Here is a 19,049-nt window from a genome sequence, read left to right as displayed (position 1 = left end):
CTTACCCAACCGTGCGGCGCAATGGTGCGCCGCACGGCGGGCGGGCCGGAAAGGCTCAGGCCTTGCGCGGCAGGTCCGACGCCTGGATCAGGAAGACGGCGTCGTCGCCCGCGCTGGTGGGCAGCCACGTGAGTTCGAGGCCGCCGAACGCCGCTTCGACGTTCTCGCGCTCGTTGCCGATCTCGACGACGAGCACGCCGTCGTCGTGCAGCCAGCGGTGCGCTTCGGCGACGATGCGTCGCACGATGTCCATGCCGTCGCCGCCTCCCGCGAGCGCCATCTCCGGCTCGTGCCGGTATTCGGGCGGCAGCGCGGCCATCGACGATGCGTTCACGTACGGCGGGTTCGTCAGGATCACGTCGTAGCGCGAGCCCGGGTCGGTGCGGAATGCCGGCAGCGGTGCGTAGAGGTCGCCGCGGTGCAACCCGATGCGGTCTTCGAGGCCGTAGTCGCGCACGTTGATCTCGGCGACTTCGAGCGCCTTGTCCGACAGGTCGACCGCGTCGATTTCGGCATTCGGGAACGCGCTCGCGGCGAGGATCGCGAGGCAGCCGGAGCCCGTGCACAGTTCGAGCACCGCGCCGACCTGCTCGGGATCGGCGACATACGGCTGCAGCCCGTCGTCGAGCAGCTCGCCGATGAACGAGCGCGGCACGATCACGCGTTCGTCGACGTAGAAGCGGTGGCCGTGCATCCACGCTTCATGCGTGAGGTACGCGGCCGGCACGCGGTCGGTCGCGCGCCGCTCGATCACCGCGAGCACGGCCGCGATCTCGTCGGGCAGCAGGCGCGCGTCGAGGAACGGCTCGAGCGTGTCGAGCGGCAGGTCGAGCGTGCGCAGCACGAGGTAGGCCGCTTCGTCGTACGCATTGTCCGAGCCGTGGCCGAACGCGAGCTTCGCCTTCGAGAAGCGCGTGACCGCGTAGCGCAGCAGGTCGCGAACTGTGGCAAAAGGTGTCGTCATGCGAGGCTCCATCAGGCGATCAGTTGTTCAAGCACGCGGCGGTACACGTTCTTCAGCGGATCGATGAAGCGCACCTCGATGTGCTCGTCGATCTTGTGGATGCTGCCGTTCGGCGGGCCGAACTCGATCACCTGCGGGCAGATGCGCGCGATGAAACGGCCGTCCGACGTGCCGCCCGTCGTCGACAGCTCGGTCGTGATGCCGGTCTCGGTGCGGATCGCGTTTTCCAGCGCGCCCGACAGCTCGCCGCGCGGCGTGAGGAACGGCAGGCCGCTCACCGACCACTTCAGCGTGTATTCGAGGCCGTGCTTGTCGAGGATCGCGTGCACGCGCGCCTGCAGGCCCTCGACCGTGCTGGCGGTCGAGAAACGGAAGTTGAACTGCAGGTCGGCGTGGCCGGGAATCACGTTGGTCGCGCCGGTGCCGGCGTGCAGGTTCGACACCTGCCAGGTGGTCGGCGGGAAGTATTCGTTGCCTTCGTCCCACTGCTCGGCGGCGAGTTCGGCGAGCGCCGGCGCGAGCAGGTGGATCGGGTTCTTGGCGAGGTGCGGATACGCGATGTGGCCCTGCACGCCCTTGACGACCAGTTCGCCCGACATCGAGCCGCGGCGGCCGTTCTTGACGACGTCGCCGAGCGCGTTGGTCGATGTCGGTTCGCCGACGATGCAGTAGTCCATGCGTTCGCCGCGCGCTTCGAGCAGCTCGACGACCTTGACGGTGCCGTCGGTGGCGGGGCCTTCCTCATCGCTCGTGATCAGGAACGCGATCGTGCCGCGGTGGCCAGGATGGGCCGCGACGAATTCCTCGGACGCGACGACGAATGCCGCGAGCGATGTCTTCATGTCGGCCGCGCCGCGGCCGTACAGCTTGCCGTCCCGATGGGCGGGGACGAACGGCGGGGAACTCCACTGCTCGAGCGGGCCGGTCGGCACGACATCGGTGTGGCCCGCGAATGCGAGCAGCTTGCCGTCGCGGCCGTCGGCGCCGCGCTTGACGGCCCACAGGTTGGTCACGCCGTGCGACGCGATGGTCTCGCATTCGAAGCCGAGCGCGGTGAGGCGCTCGGTCATGATCTGCTGGCAGTGCTGGTCGTCGGGCGTCACGGACGCACGGGCGATCAGTTGTTCGGTAAGGGCTAGGGTGGCGGACATGGTTCGGACCACTTTCGATAAAAAATGCCGGCGCGGTGGCCGGCAGCGACAAGACTACGCGCCGACAGGCGCGGCGCGGGCAGCCCTATGCGGCAAACAGCGCCGCGTATTGATCGGCCGCGAAGCCGAGCGATTTCACGCGGCCGTTGACGACGAGCACGGGACGCTTGATGACCGACGGCTTGTGGATCATCAGCGCGACCGCGCCGGTCTTCGTTTCGGCGGCCGCCTTCATTGCGTCGTCCAGGCCGCGCCACGTGGTGCCGCGCTTGTTGACGAGCGCGTCGAGCGACACGTCCTTCAGCCAGTCTTCGACCAGCGGCGCGCTGACGCCGAGCTTCTTGAAGTCGTGAAACTCGAACTCGACGCCGTGATCGTCAAGCCACACGCGGGCCTTCTTCACGGTGTCGCAGTTCGGAATGCCGTAGACGACCACGGTGTGCGGCTTAGCCATCAGTCGCCTCGCAGCAGCTCGTTCAGGCCGACCTTCGCGCGCGTCTTCGCGTCGACCTTCTTGACGATCACCGCGCAGTACAGGCTGTGCGAACCGTCCTTCGACGGCAGGTTGCCGGCGACGACGACCGAGCCGGCCGGGATGCGGCCGTAGCTGACTTCGCCCGTCTCGCGGTCGTAGATCTTCGTGCTCTGGCCGAGATACACGCCCATCGAGATCACCGAGTTTTCCTCGACGATCACGCCTTCGACGACTTCCGAGCGTGCGCCGATGAAGCAGTTGTCTTCGATGATGACCGGGTTCGCCTGCAGCGGCTCGAGCACGCCGCCGATGCCGACGCCGCCCGACAGGTGCACGTTCTTGCCGATCTGCGCGCACGAACCGACCGTCGCCCACGTGTCGACCATCGTGCCTTCGTCGACGTACGCGCCGATGTTGGTGTACGACGGCATCAGCACGACGTTCTTCGCGATGAACGAGCCGCGGCGCGCGATGGCCGGCGGGACGACGCGGAAGCCGCCCGCGGCGAAATCTTCAGCCGTGTAGTTCGCGAACTTCGACGGCACCTTGTCGTAGAACTGCGAGTAGCCGCCGGCCGGCATCGGTGCGTTGTCTTCCAGGCGGAACGACAGCAGCACGGCCTTCTTCAGCCACTGGTGCACGGTCCAGTTGCCGTCGATCTTCTCGGCAACGCGCAGCGCGCCTTTGTCGAGCTGCTCGATCGCGTGCGCGACGGCTTCGCGGACGTCGGCCGGTGCGGCCTTCGGCGACAGCTCGGCGCGGTTGTCCCAGGCGGTATCGATGATTTGCTGAAGTTGTTGCGACATGTTCGTTTTCGCAGGAGATGGATGGAATTGATCGGATGGACGATTACCGCGCGAGAGACCGGCAGAAATCGACGATGCGTTGCGCGCCCTCGACGCATTCGGGGGTGCCCGCGACGAGCGCGATCCGGATGAAATCGCGGCCCGGATTCGACCCGTGCGCATCGCGCGCCAGGTACGAGCCGGGCAGAACCGTCACATTATAGTCGGCGTACAGGCGACGGGCGAACTCGGTGTCCGACAGCCCGGTGCGCGACACGTTGGCCCACAGGTAGAACGCGGCGTCGGGCAGTTTCACGTCGATCACGTCGGCGAGCATCGGCGTGACCGTATTGAATTTCTGCAGGTACAGCGCGCGGTTCTCGCGCACGTGCGCCTCGTCGTTCCACGCGGCGATGCTCGCGTGCTGCCAGACCGGCGACAGCGCCGCGCCGTGGTACGTGCGGTACAGCAGGAATTTCTTCAGCAGCGCCGCGTCGCCGGCGACGAAGCCCGAGCGCATGCCCGGCACGTTCGAGCGCTTCGACAGGCTCGACAGCATCACGAGGCGCTCGAAGCCGCGGCCGAGGCGGTGCGCGGCCTCGAGGCCGCCGAGCGGCGGCGCCGCTTCGTCGAAATAGATCTCCGAATAGCACTCGTCGGACGCGATCACGAAACCGTGGCGGTCGGACAGCGCGAACAGTTCGCGCCAGTCGTCGAGCGTCAGCACGGCGCCCGTCGGGTTGCCCGGCGAACACACGTACAGCAGCTGCGTGCGCGCCCAGACTGCGTCGGGCACGGCCGCGTAGTCGCACGCGAAGTTGCGGGCCGGGTCGCTGTTCGCGAAATAGGGTTCGGCACCGGCCAGCAGCGCCGCGCCTTCGTAAATTTGATAGAAAGGATTCGGACAGAGTACGATCGCCTTCTCGCCCTGCGCGGCCGGACGCGCGTCGATCACGGTCTGCGCGAGCGAGAACAGCGCTTCGCGCGACCCCGACACGGGCAGCACCTGCGTGGCCGGATCGATCGCCGGCAGCCCGTAGCGGCGCTCGAGCCAGTGCGCGATCGACGTGCGCAGCGCGTCCGAGCCGGCCGTGGCCGGGTACGACGCGAGGCCGTCGAGTGCGGCCACCACGGCGTCGCGGATCAGCGCCGGCGTCGGGTGCTTGGGCTCGCCGATGCCGAAGCTGATCGGTTTGAGGTCGCCGGAAGGCGTCACGTCCTTGAACAGGGCGCGCAGCTTTTCGAAGGGATAGGGCTGGAGCGAGTCGAGTCGAGGGTTCACGGGCGAAGCGGCCATCGCGGCCGGTTGGAGCGAAAGAAGCGGCGGGCGTGCCGCGCGGCTGCGAACGGGCGCCGACGGCGCGCGGGTCGCAACGAGCGATTATAGCGTGACGGAATGCGGTCACGGCCTGCCGGAACGGCGGCCGGGCCGGCCGAATAAAGGGTATCGAACCAAATGAATAACGCGGTACGCGGCAGCCTGCCGACGCTGGCCATCCTGATTGGCGCATCGGTATGGGGCCTGATCTGGTATCCGTTGCGGATCCTCGCATCGCTCGGCGTGACGGGCACGCTCGCGAGCGCGCTGACGAGCCTCGTGGCGTTCCTGTTCGTGATCGTCGCGCGGCACCGCACGATCGCGACGCTGCGCTGGCACTGGGTGCTGCCGGGCATCGCGGTGACGGCCGGCGTGACGAACCTCGGCTTCGTGTGGGGCACGATCCACGGCGAGGTGCTGCGCGTGATGCTGCTGTTCTACCTGACCCCGGCGTGGACCGCGATCTATGCGCACTTCCTGCTGCGCGAGCGGCTGACTTGGGCCGGCGCGGGGCTCGCGGCGCTGTCGATCGGCGGCGCGATGCTGATGCTGTGGTCGCCGCAGCTCGGCCTGCCGCTGCCGGCCAATCCGGCCGAATGGGCCGGCCTCGCGGCCGGGCTGAGCTTCGCGATGAGCAACGTGCTCGTGATCAAGGCGAGCCGCGAGCTGCCGGAGATGCGCGCGGAAATGCGCACCGCGACGCTGTTCGGCGGCGCGGCCGTGTTCGGCGCGATCGCGTCGCTGTTCGAAGGGCTGCCGGCCGCGCCGGCGGGCGGCCAGCTCGGGACGGCCGCGCTGATCATCGCCGCGATCGGCGTGACGATGGCATCGAACAACCTGCTCGTGCAGTACGGCCTTGCGCGGGTGCCGGCGAACCGTGCGTCGATCATCATGCTGTTCGAGATCGTGATCACCGCGCTGTCGGCGTGGGTGTTCGCCAGCGAGCTGCCGACCGCGCGCGAATGGGCGGGCGGCGTGTGCATCGTGCTGGCGACGCTGCTGTCGAGTCGGGTCCATCGCGCCGCGCCCGCACCGGGCAAACCCGGCGACGGTCGGGACGGCGCACGCGCGATGGTATGATGGAAGCCGTTTGCGGGGCCCAACGCTGTATGCGCGCGGCCCCGTTTTTGAATTCCGGGGCGCGTCGCGCGCATGGGCTCTCCGGCCCCGCGCTGTGCGGCCCCGTCCGTTTCACTCCTTCTTCACATCCGATACCGCCGTGCGTCTGAGCTCGATCAAACTCGCTGGCTTCAAATCCTTTGTCGATCCCACGCATTTCCAGGTTCCGGGCCAGCTTGTCGGCGTGGTGGGCCCGAACGGGTGCGGCAAGTCCAACATCATCGATGCCGTGCGCTGGGTGCTCGGCGAGTCGCGTGCCTCCGAGCTGCGCGGCGAGTCGATGCAGGACGTGATCTTCAACGGCTCGACCGCACGCAAGCCCGGCAGCCGGGCCAGCGTCGAGCTGATCTTCGACAACTCCGACGGCCGCGCGGCCGGGCAGTGGGGCCAGTACGGCGAGATCGCCGTGAAGCGCGTGCTGACGCGCGACGGCACGTCGAGCTACTACATCAACAACCTGCCGGCGCGCCGCCGCGACATCCAGGACATCTTCCTCGGCACGGGCCTCGGGCCGCGTGCGTACGCGATCATCGGGCAGGGCATGATCGCGCGGATCATCGAGGCGAAGCCGGAAGAGCTGCGCGTGTTCCTCGAGGAAGCCGCGGGCGTGTCGAAGTACAAGGAACGCCGCCGCGAAACCGAGAACCGCCTGCACGACACGCGCGAGAACCTGACGCGCGTCGAGGACATCGTCCGAGAGCTCGGCGCGAACCTCGAGAAGCTCGAGGCGCAGGCCGTCGTCGCGACCAAGTACAAGGACCTCGTCGCCGACGGCGAGGAGAAGCAGCGCCTGTTGTGGCTGCTGCGCAAGAACGAGGCCGCAGGCGAGCAGCAGAAGCAGCAGCGCGCGATCGAACAGGCGCAGATCGACCTCGAGGCGCAGACCGCGAAGCTGCGCGAGGTCGAGTCGCAGCTCGAGACGCTGCGCGTCGCGCACTATGCGGCGAGCGATGCGATGCAGGGCGCACAGGGTTCGCTGTACGAGGCGAATGCCGAAGTGAGCCGCCTCGAGGCCGAGATCAAGTTCATCGTCGAATCGCGCAATCGCGTGCAGGCGCAGATCGCCGCGCTGAACGCGCAGCGCGAGCAATGGCGCGCGCAGGCCGAGAAGGCGCAGGACGAGCTCGAGGAAGCCGAGGAAGCGCGTGCGATGGCCGACGAGAAGGCCGCGCTTGCCGAAGACAGCGCGGCGTCGAAGCACGACGCGCTGCCGGCGCTCGAGGCGAAGTGGCGCGATGCGCAGGCGCAGCTCAACGACGAGCGCGCGCGGATCGCGCAGACCGAACAGTCGCTGAAGCTCGAGGCCGCGCACCAGCGCAACGCCGACCAGCAGCTCCAGCAGCTTCAGCAGCGCCATGAGCGCCTGAAGGGCGAAGCGGGCGGGCTCGACGCGCCGGACGAGGCACAGCTCGAGGAGCTGCGCATGCAGCTGGCCGAGCAGGAAGAGATCCTCGCCGAAGCGCAGGCGCGCCTTGCCGACGCGCAGGAAACGGTGCCGCGTCTCGACGGCGAACGCCGTGCCGCGCAGGAGCGCGTGCAGGCCGAAGCCGCGCAGATCCACCAGCTCGAGGCGCGCCTCGCCGCGCTGAAGCAGCTGCAGGAAAACGTGCAGACCGAAGGCAAGGTGCAGCCGTGGCTCGACAAGCACGAGCTCGGCGCGCTGCCGCGTCTGTGGAAGAAGCTGCACGTCGAGGCCGGCTGGGAAGCGGCGCTCGAGGCCGTGCTGCGTGAGCGCCTCGCGGCGCTCGAAGTGTCGAATCTCGACTGGGTGAAGGCGTTCGCGACCGATGCGCCGCCCGCGAAGCTCGCGTTCTACGCGCCGCCCGCGGCCGGTGAGCCGCCCGCCGCGGTGGCCGGGCTGCGTCCGGTGCTGTCGCTCGTGCGCATCGACGACGCGGGCATCCGTGCGGTGCTGAACGACTGGCTCGGCAACGTGTACGTCGCCGACGACGTCGGCCAGGCGCTTGCCGCGCGTGCGCAGTTGCCGGCAGGCGGCGCGTTCGTCGTCAAGGCGGGTCACGTCGTCACGCGCGTCGGCGTGCAGTTGTACGCAGCCGATTCGGAGCAGGCCGGGATGCTGGCCCGCCAGCAGGAAATCGAAAACCTGACGCGCCAGGTGCGTGCCCAGGCGCTGCTCGCCGACGAGGCGCGCACGGCCGCCGTGCGTGCGGAAGCTGCGCACACGCAGGCCACGCAGGCGCTCGGCGACGTGCGCGCGCAGGCCGAACGTGCGACGCAGCGCGTGCACGCGCTGCAGATGGACGTGCTGAAGCTTGCGCAGGCGCACGAACGCTATACACAGCGCAGCACGCAGATCCGCGAGGAACTCGAGGAAATCGGCGCGCAGATCGAAGAGCAGCGCGCGCTGCGCGCGGAGTCGGAAGCGAATTTCGAGCGTTTCGACGGCGAACTCGCCGAACTGCAGGCGCGCTTCGAAGACAACCAGCTCGCGTTCGAAGCGCTCGACGAATCGCTGACGCAGGCGCGCCAGGAAGCGCGCGATCTCGAACGCGGCGCGAACGACGCCCGCTTCGCTGCGCGCAATGCGGTGACGCGGATCGACGAGCTCAAGCGCAGCATCCAGGTCGCGCACGAGCAAAGCGAGCGTGTTGCCGGTTCGCTGGAAGACGCGCGCGCCGAACTCGAGACGATCAACGAACAGACCGCGCACACCGGCCTGCAGGACGCGCTCGAGATTCGCGCGGTGAAGGAAGAAGCGCTGCAGGCCGCGCGGATCGAGCTCGACGACCTGACCGCGAAGCTGCGCGCGTCGGACGAGCAGCGCCTCGTGGCCGAGCGCTCGCTGCAGCCGCTGCGCGACCGCATCACCGAATTGCAGCTGAAGGAGCAGGCCGCGCGCCTGTCCGTCGAACAGTTCGCCGAGCAGCTCGTGACGGCGGAGGTCGACGAGGCCGCGCTGTCCGCGAAGCTGACGCCGGACCTGAAGCCGTCGTACCTGCAGGGCGAAGTCACGCGCCTGAACAATGCGATCAACGCGCTCGGCCCGGTGAACATGGCCGCGCTCGACGAGCTGAAGGCCGCGAGCGAGCGCAAGGTGTTCCTCGATGCGCAGTCGGCCGACCTGATCGACGCGATCACGACGCTCGAGGACGCGATCCACAAGATCGACCAGGAAACCCGCACGCTGCTCCAGGGTACCTTCGACGAGGTCAATCGCCACTTCAGCGACCTGTTCCCGCGCCTGTTCGGCGGCGGCCAGGCGAAGCTGATCATGACGGGCGACGAGATTCTCGACGCCGGCGTGCAGGTGATGGCGCAGCCGCCGGGCAAGAAGAACGCGACGATTCACCTGCTGTCGGGCGGCGAGAAGGCGCTGACCGCGACCGCGCTGGTGTTCGCGATGTTCCAGCTGAACCCGGCGCCGTTCTGTCTGCTCGACGAGGTCGACGCGCCGCTCGACGACGCGAACACCGAGCGTTTCGCGAATCTCGTGCGCGCGATGTCCGACAAGACGCAGTTCCTGTTCATCTCGCACAACAAGATCGCGATGGAAATGGCGCAGCAACTGATCGGCGTGACGATGCAGGAGCAGGGCGTGTCGCGGATCGTTGCAGTGGACATGGAAACGGCCGCGGGTTTTGCCCAGAGTTGACGTTTGACGAAACCGGATCGCGTTCGCGCGGCGCATGACGCGCCCGTTCGCGGTCCCGACGAATAAGAATTGCTGATGGAGCGTGCATGGACGAGTTGACACTCGGTTTGATCGGCGCGGGTGCTGTCGTGGTGGGCGGCGTCGTGGTCTACAACGCGTGGCAGGGCGCGAAAGTGCGGCGCAGGATGCCGCGCCCGATGCCGGAGGAAGCGGCCGAGGCGATGAACCGCCCCGAGCGTGACGAAGAGTTGCCGTTCATCGAACCGGTGCGCCAGCCGGTGCGCCGCGAGCCCGCGGCCCCGGTCGCGGCGGCGGCCGCTGCACCGGCTGAAGTCGCGCGCGTCGAGCCGACGTTCGGCGGGGCGGCGCCGGCTGACATGCCGGCCGATCTGCAGGCCGAGGCGACCGGCGTCGACACGCCGTCCGACGTGACCGAGCAGGCAGCCGGCGAGGAAGCCGCGCCTGTCGCCGCGCACGAAGCGCCGGCCGAGCCGTCCGAACCGGTGCTGCCGGCCACGACGACGATCTCGTCGGCGCCGCCCGCGATCGTCGATCGCCGGATCGACTGCATCGTGCCGATCCGCCTCACCGGGCCGCTGCCGGGCGACAAGATCCTGCCGGCCGCGCAGCGGCTGCGCCGCGCGGGCAGCAAGCCCGTGCACATCGAAGGCAAGCCGGAAGGCGGCCAGTGGGAGCTGCTGCAGAACGGCGTGCGCTACGAAGAGTTGCGCGCGGCCGCGCAGCTCGCGAACCGCAGCGGTGCGCTGAACGAGCTCGAATTCTCCGAATTCGTGACGGGCGTCCAGCAGTTCGCCGACGCGATCGACGGCGCACCGGAATTCCCGGACATGATGGAAACGGTCGCGATGGCGCGCGAGCTCGACGCATTTGCCGCGCAGTGCGACGCGCAGCTGTCGATCAACGTGATGTCGGACGGCGCGCCGTGGTCGGCGAACTACGTGCAGGCGGTCGCATCGCAGGACGGGCTGCTGCTGTCGCGCGACGGCACGCGTTTCGTGAAGCTCGACGCGAAGCAGAACCCGGTGTTCATGCTGCAGTTCGGCGATACGAACTTCCTGCGTGACGACCTCACGTACAAGGGCGGCAACATGATCACGCTGGTGCTTGACGTGCCGGTTGCCGAAGAGGACATCCTGCCGTTCCGGCTGATGTGCGATTACGCGAAGTCGCTGTCCGAACGGATCGGCGCACGCGTCGTCGACGATTCGCGCCGGCCGCTGCCGGAATCGACGCTCGTCGCGATCGACCAGCAATTGATGAAGCTGTACGCGAAGCTCGAGGAAGCCGGCATCCCGGCCGGTTCGCCGGTCACGCGCCGCCTCTTCAGCCAGTAATGCGAACGCGCGGGCGGCGGGCTTCGGTGCCGCCGTCCGCCGTTGCGGCAAACACCCTCCGGTGTGCGCTGCAACACGCTCATCGGGCTCGCATTGCACGCCCCGCCGCGGCGTCAAACTGAGATAATCGGGCATCCGATTTTTCAGAGCGAATCCCCCGCCAGCATGGCCCGAACCCAAGCCGAACCGCCAGCCAGCCAGCCCGACGCGCGCGCCGCGTGGCTGCGCGACCAACTCGAGCGGGCGAACCACGCCTATTACGTACTCGACCAGCCGGATCTGCCCGATGCCGAATACGACCGGCTGTTCCGCGAACTGCAGCAGCTCGAAACCGACCATCCCGAACTCGTGACGCCCGATTCGCCGACGCAACGCGTGGGCGGCGAGGCGGCCGGCGGTTTTACGCCGGTCGTCCACGACGCGCCGATGCTGTCGCTGAACAACGGCTTCGCCGACGAGGACATCGTCGCGTTCGACAAGCGCATCGCCGATGCGCTCGCCAAGGCGACCGATCTCGCCGGCTCGGTGACGGAGCCCGTCGAATACGCGTGCGAGCTGAAGTTCGACGGTCTCGCGATCTCGCTGCGCTACGAGCAGGGCGTGTTCGTGCAGGCGTCGACGCGCGGCGACGGCACGACCGGCGAGGACGTGACCGAGAACGTGCGCACGATCCGCTCGATTCCGCTGAAGCTGAAGGGCAGGAACGTGCCGGCCGTGCTCGACGTGCGCGGCGAGGTGCTGATGTTCAAGCGCGATTTCGCACGCCTGAACGAACGCCAGCGCGCGGCCGAGCAGCGCGAATTCGCGAACCCGCGCAACGCGGCGGCCGGCAGCCTGCGCCAGCTCGACTCGAAGATCACCGCGCAGCGTCCGCTGTCGTTCTTCGCGTACGGGATCGGCGTGCTCGACGGGATGGCGATGCCCGACACGCACAGCGCGCTGCTCGACTGGTACGAGTCGCTCGGCCTGCCCGTGAACCGCGAGCGCGCGGTCGTGCAGGGCGCCGAGGGCTTGCTCGAGTTCTTCCGCAAGGTCGGCGAGAAGCGCGACTCGCTGCCGTACGACATCGACGGCGTCGTCTACAAGGTCAACCGGCGCGACGAGCAGGAGCGGCTCGGCTTCGTGTCGCGCGCGCCGCGCTTCGCGCTCGCGCACAAGTTTCCCGCGCAGGAAGCGCTGACGAAGCTCGTCGCGATCGACGTGCAGGTCGGCCGCACCGGCGCGATCACGCCGGTCGCACGCCTCGAGCCCGTGTTCGTCGGCGGCGCGACCGTGACCAACGCGACGCTGCACAACGAAGACGAGGTGCGCCGCAAGGACATCCGGATCGGCGACACCGTGATCGTGCGCCGCGCGGGGGACGTGATTCCCGAGGTGGTCGGCGCGCTGCTCGATCGGCGTCCGGCCGATGCGGCTGAATTCGTGATGCCGACCGAATGCCCGGTGTGCGGCTCCAGGATCGAGCGCCTGCCGGACGAGGCGATCGCCCGCTGCACGGGCGGGCTGTTCTGTCCGGCGCAGCGCAAGCAGGCGCTGTGGCACTTCGCGCAGCGCCGCGCGCTCGACATCGACGGGCTCGGCGAGAAGATCATCGACCAGCTCGTCGAGCTGAATCTCGTGCGCACGCCGGCCGACCTGTTCAATCTCGGTTTCGCGACGCTTGCCGAGCTCGACCGCTTCGCCGAGAAGTCCGCACAGAATCTGCTCGATTCGCTCGAGAAGGCGAAGCACACGACGCTCGCGCGCTTCATCTACGGGCTCGGTATCCGCCACGTCGGCGAATCGACCGCGAAGGATCTCGCGAAGCATTTCGGCTCGCTGACGCCGATCATGGACGCGTCGGTGGAGGAACTGCTCGAAGTCAACGACGTCGGGCCGATCGTCGCCGAGTCGCTTCATCAGTTCTTCGCGGAAGAGCACAACCGGACCGTGATCGAGCAGTTGCGCGCACCGGGCAAGGTCACGTGGCCGGAAGGGCCGCCCGCGCCGAAGGCGCCGCAGGGCGTGCTGGCCGGCAAGACGGTCGTGCTGACGGGCACGCTGCCGAATCTCACGCGCGATGCCGCGAAGGAGATGCTCGAAGCGGCCGGTGCGAAAGTGGCGGGCTCGGTATCGAAGAAGACGGATTACGTGGTCGCGGGCGCCGAAGCCGGCAGCAAGCTCGTGAAGGCCGAGGAACTCGGCATCCCCGTGCTGGACGAAGACGGTCTGCACCAACTCCTGGAGGGCAATACGCCATGATTCGCGAGATCCTGAAGATGGGCGATCCGCGCCTGCTCGAAATCGCCAAGCCGGTCGAACGGTTCGATACCCCCGAACTGCACGAGATCGTCGCTGACATGTTCGAGACGATGCACCACGCGAACGGCGCCGGGCTGGCCGCGCCGCAGATCGGCATCGGGCTGCAGATCATCATCTTCGGCTTCGGCAACAACAACCGTTACCCGGATGCGCCGCCGGTGCCGGAGACCGTGCTGATCAACCCGAAGATCGAGTACATGCCGCCGGACATGGAGGAGGGCTGGGAAGGCTGCCTGTCGGTGCCGGGCATGCGTGGCGTCGTCAGCCGCTACGCGAAGGTGCGCTACAGCGGCTTCGACCAGTTCGGCGCGAAGATCGACCGCGTTGCCGACGGGTTCCACGCACGCGTGGTCCAGCACGAATACGATCACCTGATCGGCAAGCTGTATCCGATGCGGATCACCGACTTCACGCGCTTCGGCTTCACCGAGGTGCTGTTCCCGGGGCTCGACCCGACCGACGACGACTGATCGTCCGGTCTCCGGCAGACAAGAAAAAAGCCCGCTTGCGCGGGCTTTTTTCATTGCATGGCGCACACGGCGTGCCTGCGGTCAGAACGTCTCGTCGGCCGACAGATAGCGCCATTGGCCCTGCGGCAGCGCGCCGAGCATCACGCGGCCCATGCGCACGCGCTTCAGGCCGATCACGTCGAGGCCGACCAGTTCGCACATGCGGCGGATCTGGCGTTTCTTGCCTTCGCGCAGCACGAAGCGCAACTGCTCGCCGTTCTGCCAGCTCACCATCGCGGGCTTCAGCGCGACGCCGTCGAGCTCCAGGCCGTGGCGCAGCTTCGCGAGCGATTCCGCCGGGAAGTGCTGGTCGATGTCGATGAGTTGCTCGCCGAAGCGCACGCGCACCAGGTACTCCTTGTCGATGTCCGACTGCTCGCCGATCAGCTGCTTCGCGACCACGCCATTCTGCGTCAGCACGAGCAGGCCGGTGGAGTCGATGTCGAGCCGGCCGGCCGGCGCAAGCGCGTGCAGGTGCTGCGGCGAGAAGCGTACCGGCGAATGGTCGCCGCTCCAGCGGTTCGCGCGCGTGATCAGCACGGCCGCCGGCTCGTAGCCGTCTTCCGCCTGGCCCGACACATAGCCGACCGGCTTGTGCAGCAGGATCGTCACCTGCGCGGCCTGCGCGGCGCTCGCGCGCTCGTCGATCTCGATTTTCTGGTCGGCGCGGACCTTGGTGCCGAGCGTGTCGATGCGTTCGCCGTCGACGAGCACCCAACCCTTTTCGATCCATTCGTCGGCTTCGCGGCGCGAGCACATGCCGAGCTCGGACATCCGCTTCGACAGGCGCATCAGTCCCGTTTCGTCGCCGTAGTCGACGTCGGCCGCAGCGCGCTTGACGGGTTGCGCGGTCTTGACCGCACCGAACGAGCGGCGTTCGCCGTCGCGTGCGGGGCGAGCCGGGCGGTCGCCGAAGCTGCGCTTTGCGCCTTCGCCGGCGGGCTTGTCGCGATAGGACGGGCGCTTGCCTTCATCGGCGCCTGCGCGGCGCGGGCGGGCGTCGTCGTCGTTGCGGCGCGGCGGGCGATCGGACGGCGTGCGGCGGTCGCCGAAGCTGCGTTTTGCGCCTTCGCCGGATGCGTTGTCGCGATACGGCGGGCGTGCACCGCCTTCGCCACCCGCGCGGCGCGGACGTGCATCGTCATCACGGCGCGGCGGGCGATCGGACGACGTGCGACGGTCGCCGAAACTGCGTTTTGCGCCTTCGCCGGACGCATTGTCACGATACGGCGCACGTGCACCGCCTTCGCCACCTGCGCGGCGCGGACGTGCGTCGTCATCACGACGGGGCGGGCGATCCGACGACGTGCGACGGTCGCCGAAGCTGCGCTTTGCACCTTCGCCGGACGCGTTGTCGCGATACGGCGCGCGTGCACCGCCTTCGCCACCCGCGCGACGCGGACGTGCGTCGTCATCGCGGCGCGGCGGACGATCCGACGACGTGCGACGGTCGCCGAAACTGCGCTTCGCACCTTCACCGGCCGCGTTGTCGCGATACGGTGCGCGCGGGCCGCGTTCGGCACCGCCGTCACGCGGCGCACGCTTGGCCGGTGCGCGGTCCGCGCCCGGGCGCTCGGCGCCTGCCGCGCCGCGCGGCTTGAACGAGCGTTCGCCGGCGGCTGCCGGGGCAGCCTTCTTCGGGCGGGCCGGCTTGTCCCCGGCGGGCGCCGCCGCGGGGCGTACGGCCTTGCGGGCGACGAGGCTGCCGGAGCGGACAGGGGCGCGGGTCGGCGACGCCGGCTTCGGATTCTTGACGGTTAGTTTGGTGCGCATAAACGCTGGAATTCACTCAGACTGCGATCGCTCGCAGCAATTCGGTTTCGAGCTGGATCTGCAGGCGGTTGTCGGACAAGCCGGCGCCCGCGAGCAGGAAGATATCCTCGACGCGTTCGCCGAGCGTATTGATCCGCGCCGCGTGGACGCCGATCTGATGCTCGGCGAGTACCCGCGCGATCGAATAGAGAAGGCCCGGCCGGTCGTTGGCCGACACGGACAGGATGTAGTACTGGCCGCGCTCGTCGGCCCGCAGGTCGACGCGCGGTGTGATCGGAAACGTCCGGGACAGCCTCGACAGGCGGCCCTTGGACGGCTCCGGCAGCGGTGCGGTTTCGGCGAGCCGCGTCGCGAGCTGCTGTTCGACGAGATTCGCGATGTCGCGGTAACGCACGTCGCGTTCGGTCTGCGTGACGATGAAGTTGTCGAGCGCATAACCGTGGCGCGTCGTGCTGACGCGCGCGTCGAGCACCGACAGCCCGTTGCGGTCGAAATACGCGCAGATGCCCGCGAACAGGTCGGGGCGGTCCTTCACGTACACGAGCACCTGCAGCGCGTCGCCGATCGGCGACGGCCGCGCGCGGACGATCGCGGTTTCGGCGTTCACGTGCCGGTACAGCACGCGTGTCTGCCACGCGATGTCGGCTGCGTCGTGACGCAGGAAGAAGCCGACATCGAGCTGATCCCACAGCGCGCGGTGCGCGTCGTCGGGCACGGTTTCGAGGCGCAGCAGCGCGAGCGCCTGTTCCTGCCGCGACTTCAGCTCCGAATGCGCGTCGGGGTTCGCGCCGCCGAGCACCGCGAGCGTGATGCGGTACAGGTCCTCGAGCAGCTTGCCCTTCCACGTGTTCCATACCTTCGGGCTCGTGCCGCGGATATCGGCGACGGTCAGCAGGTACAGCGCGGTGAGGTAGCGTTCGTTGCCGACGACTTCGGCAAAGCGCTTGATGACTTCGGGGTCGCTCGTGTCCTGCTTCTGCGCGACCTGGCTCATCGTCAGGTGATGCTGGACGAGCCATACGATCAGCGACGCGTCGTCGCCGGTGATGCCGTGCTCGCGGCAGAAGCGTCGCGCATCGGCCATCCCGAGCGTCGAGTGGTCGCCGCCGCGGCCCTTCGCGATGTCGTGGAACAGCGCCGCGACATACAGCACCCACGGACGCTCGAAGTTGCCGATCAGCTGGCTGCAGAACGGATATTCGTGCGCATGCTCGGCCACCGCGAAGCGGCGGATGTTGCGCAACACCATCAGGATGTGCTGGTCGACCGTATACACGTGGTACAGGTCGTGCTGCATCTGTCCGACGATGCGGCGGAAATTCAGCAAATAGCGGCCGAGCACGCTCGTCTGGTTCATCAGCCGGAACGCGTGCGTGATGCCTTCGGGCTGCTGCAGGATCCGCATGAACGTGTCGCGGTTCTGCGGATCGCGGCGCCACGCGTTGTTCATGATTTCGCGCGAGTTGTACAGCGCGCGCAGCGTGCGGGCGGACAGGCCCTTCACGCCGCGGGTCGTCTCGTACAACAGGAACGCTTCGAGGATCGCGTCGGGATGGCGTTCGAACACGCTGTCGTCGACGATCTCCAGCATGCCCTGCTTCTCGACGAATCGATCGGGAGACAGCACGCGCGTGATGCCGCTCGTCGCGGGGAAGAGTTGCGCCTCGATGTTCTGGATCAGGATCGTCGCGAGCTGCGTGACGGCTTTCGCGGCCCAGTAGTAGCGGCGCATCAACTGCTCGCTCGCGCGCTTGGCCTGCGTCGGCTGGTAGCCGAAGCTCTCGGCGGCCTGCGTCTGCAGGTCGAACACGAGCATGTCCTGGCGGCGGCCGGCGATCACGTGCAGCCGCGCGCGCAGCGTCTTCAGGAAGCCTTCGTTGCGGCGCAGTTCGCGCGCTTCGCGATCGGTGATGAGGCCGCGCGTGTCGAGTTCGCGCCAGCTGCTGCCGAAGCCGGCCGCGCGTGCGATCCACAGGATCGTCTGCAGGTCGCGCAGCCCGCCGGGGCTTTCCTTCACGTTCGGTTCGAGGCTGTACGGCGTGTCCTGGAACTTCGCGTGGCGCTGGCGCATCTCGAGCACCTTCGCGGTGAAGAACGCACGGGCGTCGAGCGCCTCGTGGTAGCTCACCGTGAAGCGCTCGAACAGCGCGGTGCTGCCGACGATGCGGCGCGCTTCCAGCAGCGAGGTCTGCACCGTGACGTCCTGCGACGCCTCCTCGATGCACTGCGCGACCGTGCGCACGCTGCTGCCGATCTCGAGGCCGAGATCCCACGCCATTCCGATGAAGCGCTCGATGCGCGCGTCGAGCGCCGGGTCGTGCGCATCGGGCAGCAGCACGAGGATGTCGACGTCGGAGTAGGGCGCGAGCTCGCCGCGCCCGTAGCCGCCGACGGCGACGAGCGCGAGCGTCGCGGGCAGGCCGCAGTCGTCCCACACGCGCTTCAGCGCATCGTCGGTGAGTTTCGACAGTGCGTGCATCAGCGACGCGACGTTCGTCGCGCGGCGAAAGCGCTCGAGCATCTCCGTCTTGGCGGCCTTGAATTCGGCGCGCCGCGACAGCGCGTCGGGCGAGGGGGCGGCGTGAGCGCTCATGGGCGGCCGTTCAGGTGCGGGCGGGGCGGGCTGGCGCGACGGCGCTCAGACGGCGGCGGCCGGTTGCGCGAACACGGGGCGCGCCGGCGTGCCGGCCGACACGGTCAGCACGTCGTAGCCGGTTTCGGTGACGAGCACCGTGTGCTCCCACTGCGCCGACAGGCTGCGGTCGCGCGTCTTGACCGTCCACTGGTCGGGCATCGTGCGGATGTCGCGCTTGCCGGCGTTGATCATCGGCTCGATCGTGAAGATCATCCCGGCCTTCAGTTCGATGCCGGTGCCCGGACGGCCGTAGTGGACGACTTGCGGATCCTCGTGGAACACCGTGCCGATGCCGTGGCCGCAGTATTCGCGCACGACGCTGTAGCCCTGCGCTTCCGCGTGCTTCTGGATCGCGTAGCCGATGTCGCCGAGGTGCGCGCCGGGCTTGACCTGGTCGATGCCGAGCCACATGCATTCGTAGGTGGTCTGGACGAGGCGCTTCGCGAGGATCGAGCCTTCGCCGACGATGAACATCCGGCTGGTGTCGCCGAAGTAGCCGTTCTTGATCACGGTGATGTCGATGTTCAGCGCATCGCCGTTCTTGATCACCTTCTCGCCGGGAATGCCGTGGCAGATCACGTCGTTGACCGAAATGCAGGTGGCCTTCGGGTACGGCGGATAACCGGGCGGCTGGTAGTTCAGCGGCGCGGGGATCGTGCCCTGTTCGTTGAGCATGAACTCGTGGCAGAGGCGATCGAGTTCGGCGGTCGCGACGCCCGCGACGACGTGCGGCGTGATGAAGTCGAGCACTTCGCTGGCGAGACGGCAGGCGACGCGCATCTCCGCGATATCGTGTTCGTTTTTGAGCGTAATAGCCATCGAGGTATGCCTGGAATGCGGTGAATTGACGGATTATCGCACCTTCTGGCAGGCGTCGCAGCCCCTGCCGGCGGTGCGGATGCGGGTTTTCGCGGATTGTCCGGCCGGCCGCCGCACGGCTAGCGAAAGTGGTGAGCGACTTGAGGGCGGACAAATCGGCGTGCTATACTCTTTGGCTAAGTCGACATCCAAATGCCGAAATGCCCCGTTGTGGGGCGGCATCGCGGTGAAA

General features: G+C 68.1%; 13 protein-coding genes. 5 read left to right on the top strand and 8 right to left on the bottom strand.

The window, feature by feature from the left end:
• Nucleotides 1-55: 55 nt before the first annotated feature.
• The 5 genes from prmB to dapC form a co-directional block, all read right to left on the bottom strand.
• The gene (gene prmB, locus HWX87_RS12215) at nt 56-964 is read right to left on the bottom strand and encodes a 50S ribosomal protein L3 N(5)-glutamine methyltransferase (RefSeq protein WP_176047347.1); all 909 of its coding nucleotides are present in this window, start codon (nt 962-964) and stop codon (nt 56-58) included.
• Nucleotides 965-975: 11 nt separating this feature from the next.
• Nucleotides 976-2,115: a succinyl-diaminopimelate desuccinylase gene (gene dapE / locus HWX87_RS12210; protein WP_176047346.1), complete on the bottom strand. Its 1,140-nt coding sequence runs from the start codon at nt 2,113-2,115 to the stop codon at nt 976-978.
• Nucleotides 2,116-2,200: 85 nt separating this feature from the next.
• Nucleotides 2,201-2,569: an ArsC family reductase gene (locus HWX87_RS12205; protein WP_034184733.1), complete on the bottom strand. Its 369-nt coding sequence runs from the start codon at nt 2,567-2,569 to the stop codon at nt 2,201-2,203.
• Nucleotides 2,569-3,396 carry a 2,3,4,5-tetrahydropyridine-2,6-dicarboxylate N-succinyltransferase gene (gene dapD, locus HWX87_RS12200; RefSeq protein ID WP_014896723.1) on the bottom strand — a complete coding sequence of 276 codons (828 nt, stop codon included), beginning with the start codon at nt 3,394-3,396 and terminating at the stop codon, nt 2,569-2,571. Before dapD ends, HWX87_RS12205 begins: the two co-directional genes overlap by 1 nt.
• A gap of 43 nt (nt 3,397-3,439) precedes the next feature.
• On the bottom strand, nt 3,440-4,672 hold the full coding sequence (gene dapC, locus HWX87_RS12195) for a succinyldiaminopimelate transaminase (RefSeq protein ID WP_176047345.1): 1,233 nt from the start codon (nt 4,670-4,672) through the stop codon (nt 3,440-3,442).
• 159 nt (nt 4,673-4,831) lie between these two features.
• On the opposite strand from dapC, the gene HWX87_RS12190 reads away from it, so the two are divergent.
• The 5 genes from HWX87_RS12190 (at nt 4,832) to def (ending at nt 13,551) form a co-directional block, all read left to right on the top strand.
• A complete protein-coding gene (locus HWX87_RS12190) occupies nt 4,832-5,773 on the top strand; it encodes a DMT family transporter (protein ID WP_176047344.1) in 942 nt (313 codons plus the stop codon).
• A gap of 139 nt (nt 5,774-5,912) precedes the next feature.
• The gene (gene smc, locus HWX87_RS12185; protein WP_176047343.1) at nt 5,913-9,425 is read left to right on the top strand and encodes a chromosome segregation protein SMC; all 3,513 of its coding nucleotides are present in this window, start codon (nt 5,913-5,915) and stop codon (nt 9,423-9,425) included.
• Between the two features lie 86 nt (nt 9,426-9,511).
• Complete coding sequence (locus HWX87_RS12180; RefSeq protein WP_176047342.1) at nt 9,512-10,780, top strand: cell division protein ZipA C-terminal FtsZ-binding domain-containing protein; 1,269 nt, start codon at nt 9,512-9,514, stop codon at nt 10,778-10,780.
• Between the two features lie 165 nt (nt 10,781-10,945).
• Nucleotides 10,946-13,021, top strand: coding sequence for an NAD-dependent DNA ligase LigA (gene ligA, locus HWX87_RS12175; protein WP_176047341.1), 2,076 nt, complete (start codon nt 10,946-10,948; stop codon nt 13,019-13,021).
• Nucleotides 13,018-13,551, top strand: a complete 534-nt coding sequence (gene def / locus HWX87_RS12170; protein WP_176047340.1) for a peptide deformylase — start codon at nt 13,018-13,020, stop codon at nt 13,549-13,551. Before ligA ends, def begins: the two co-directional genes overlap by 4 nt.
• Nucleotides 13,552-13,632: 81 nt before the next feature.
• Here the strand turns inward: def and HWX87_RS12165 are convergent, their stop codons facing one another.
• Genes HWX87_RS12165 through map form a run of 3 tightly spaced genes read right to left on the bottom strand, consistent with a single transcriptional unit; the run spans nt 13,633 to nt 18,817 of the window.
• Nucleotides 13,633-15,363 carry a pseudouridine synthase gene (locus tag HWX87_RS12165; protein ID WP_176047339.1) on the bottom strand — a complete coding sequence of 577 codons (1,731 nt, stop codon included), beginning with the start codon at nt 15,361-15,363 and terminating at the stop codon, nt 13,633-13,635.
• Between the two features lie 16 nt (nt 15,364-15,379).
• Entirely contained in the window at nt 15,380-17,956 is a 2,577-nt protein-coding gene (locus HWX87_RS12160; RefSeq protein WP_176047338.1) for a [protein-PII] uridylyltransferase, read from the bottom strand.
• A 45-nt stretch (nt 17,957-18,001) separates the two neighbouring features.
• The gene (map, locus tag HWX87_RS12155; protein WP_176047337.1) at nt 18,002-18,817 is read right to left on the bottom strand and encodes a type I methionyl aminopeptidase; all 816 of its coding nucleotides are present in this window, start codon (nt 18,815-18,817) and stop codon (nt 18,002-18,004) included.
• Between the last annotated feature and the right edge of the window lie 232 nt (nt 18,818-19,049).

This window comes from Burkholderia sp. BCC1644, assembly GCF_902833225.1.
GTDB lineage: Bacteria > Pseudomonadota > Gammaproteobacteria > Burkholderiales > Burkholderiaceae > Burkholderia.
Note: the sequence above shows the minus strand (reverse complement) of the source record. Positions and strands in the feature narration are given on the sequence as shown.

Bases quoted from the DNA above. Each gene is read 5' to 3' on its own strand.
- prmB (WP_176047347.1), bottom strand. From the start codon at position 964: ATGACGACACCTTTTGCCACAGTTCGCGACCTGCTGCGCTACGCGGTC.
- dapE (WP_176047346.1), bottom strand. From the start codon at position 2,115: ATGTCCGCCACCCTAGCCCTTACCGAACAACTGATCGCCCGTGCGTCC.
- HWX87_RS12205 (WP_034184733.1), bottom strand. From the start codon at position 2,569: ATGGCTAAGCCGCACACCGTGGTCGTCTACGGCATTCCGAACTGCGAC.
- dapD (WP_014896723.1), bottom strand. From the start codon at position 3,396: ATGTCGCAACAACTTCAGCAAATCATCGATACCGCCTGGGACAACCGC.
- dapC (WP_176047345.1), bottom strand. From the start codon at position 4,672: ATGGCCGCTTCGCCCGTGAACCCTCGACTCGACTCGCTCCAGCCCTAT.
- HWX87_RS12190 (WP_176047344.1), top strand. From the start codon at position 4,832: ATGAATAACGCGGTACGCGGCAGCCTGCCGACGCTGGCCATCCTGATT.
- HWX87_RS12180 (WP_176047342.1), top strand. From the start codon at position 9,512: ATGGACGAGTTGACACTCGGTTTGATCGGCGCGGGTGCTGTCGTGGTG.
- ligA (WP_176047341.1), top strand. From the start codon at position 10,946: ATGGCCCGAACCCAAGCCGAACCGCCAGCCAGCCAGCCCGACGCGCGC.
- def (WP_176047340.1), top strand. From the start codon at position 13,018: ATGATTCGCGAGATCCTGAAGATGGGCGATCCGCGCCTGCTCGAAATC.
- HWX87_RS12165 (WP_176047339.1), bottom strand. From the start codon at position 15,363: ATGCGCACCAAACTAACCGTCAAGAATCCGAAGCCGGCGTCGCCGACC.
- HWX87_RS12160 (WP_176047338.1), bottom strand. From the start codon at position 17,956: ATGAGCGCTCACGCCGCCCCCTCGCCCGACGCGCTGTCGCGGCGCGCC.
- map (WP_176047337.1), bottom strand. From the start codon at position 18,817: ATGGCTATTACGCTCAAAAACGAACACGATATCGCGGAGATGCGCGTC.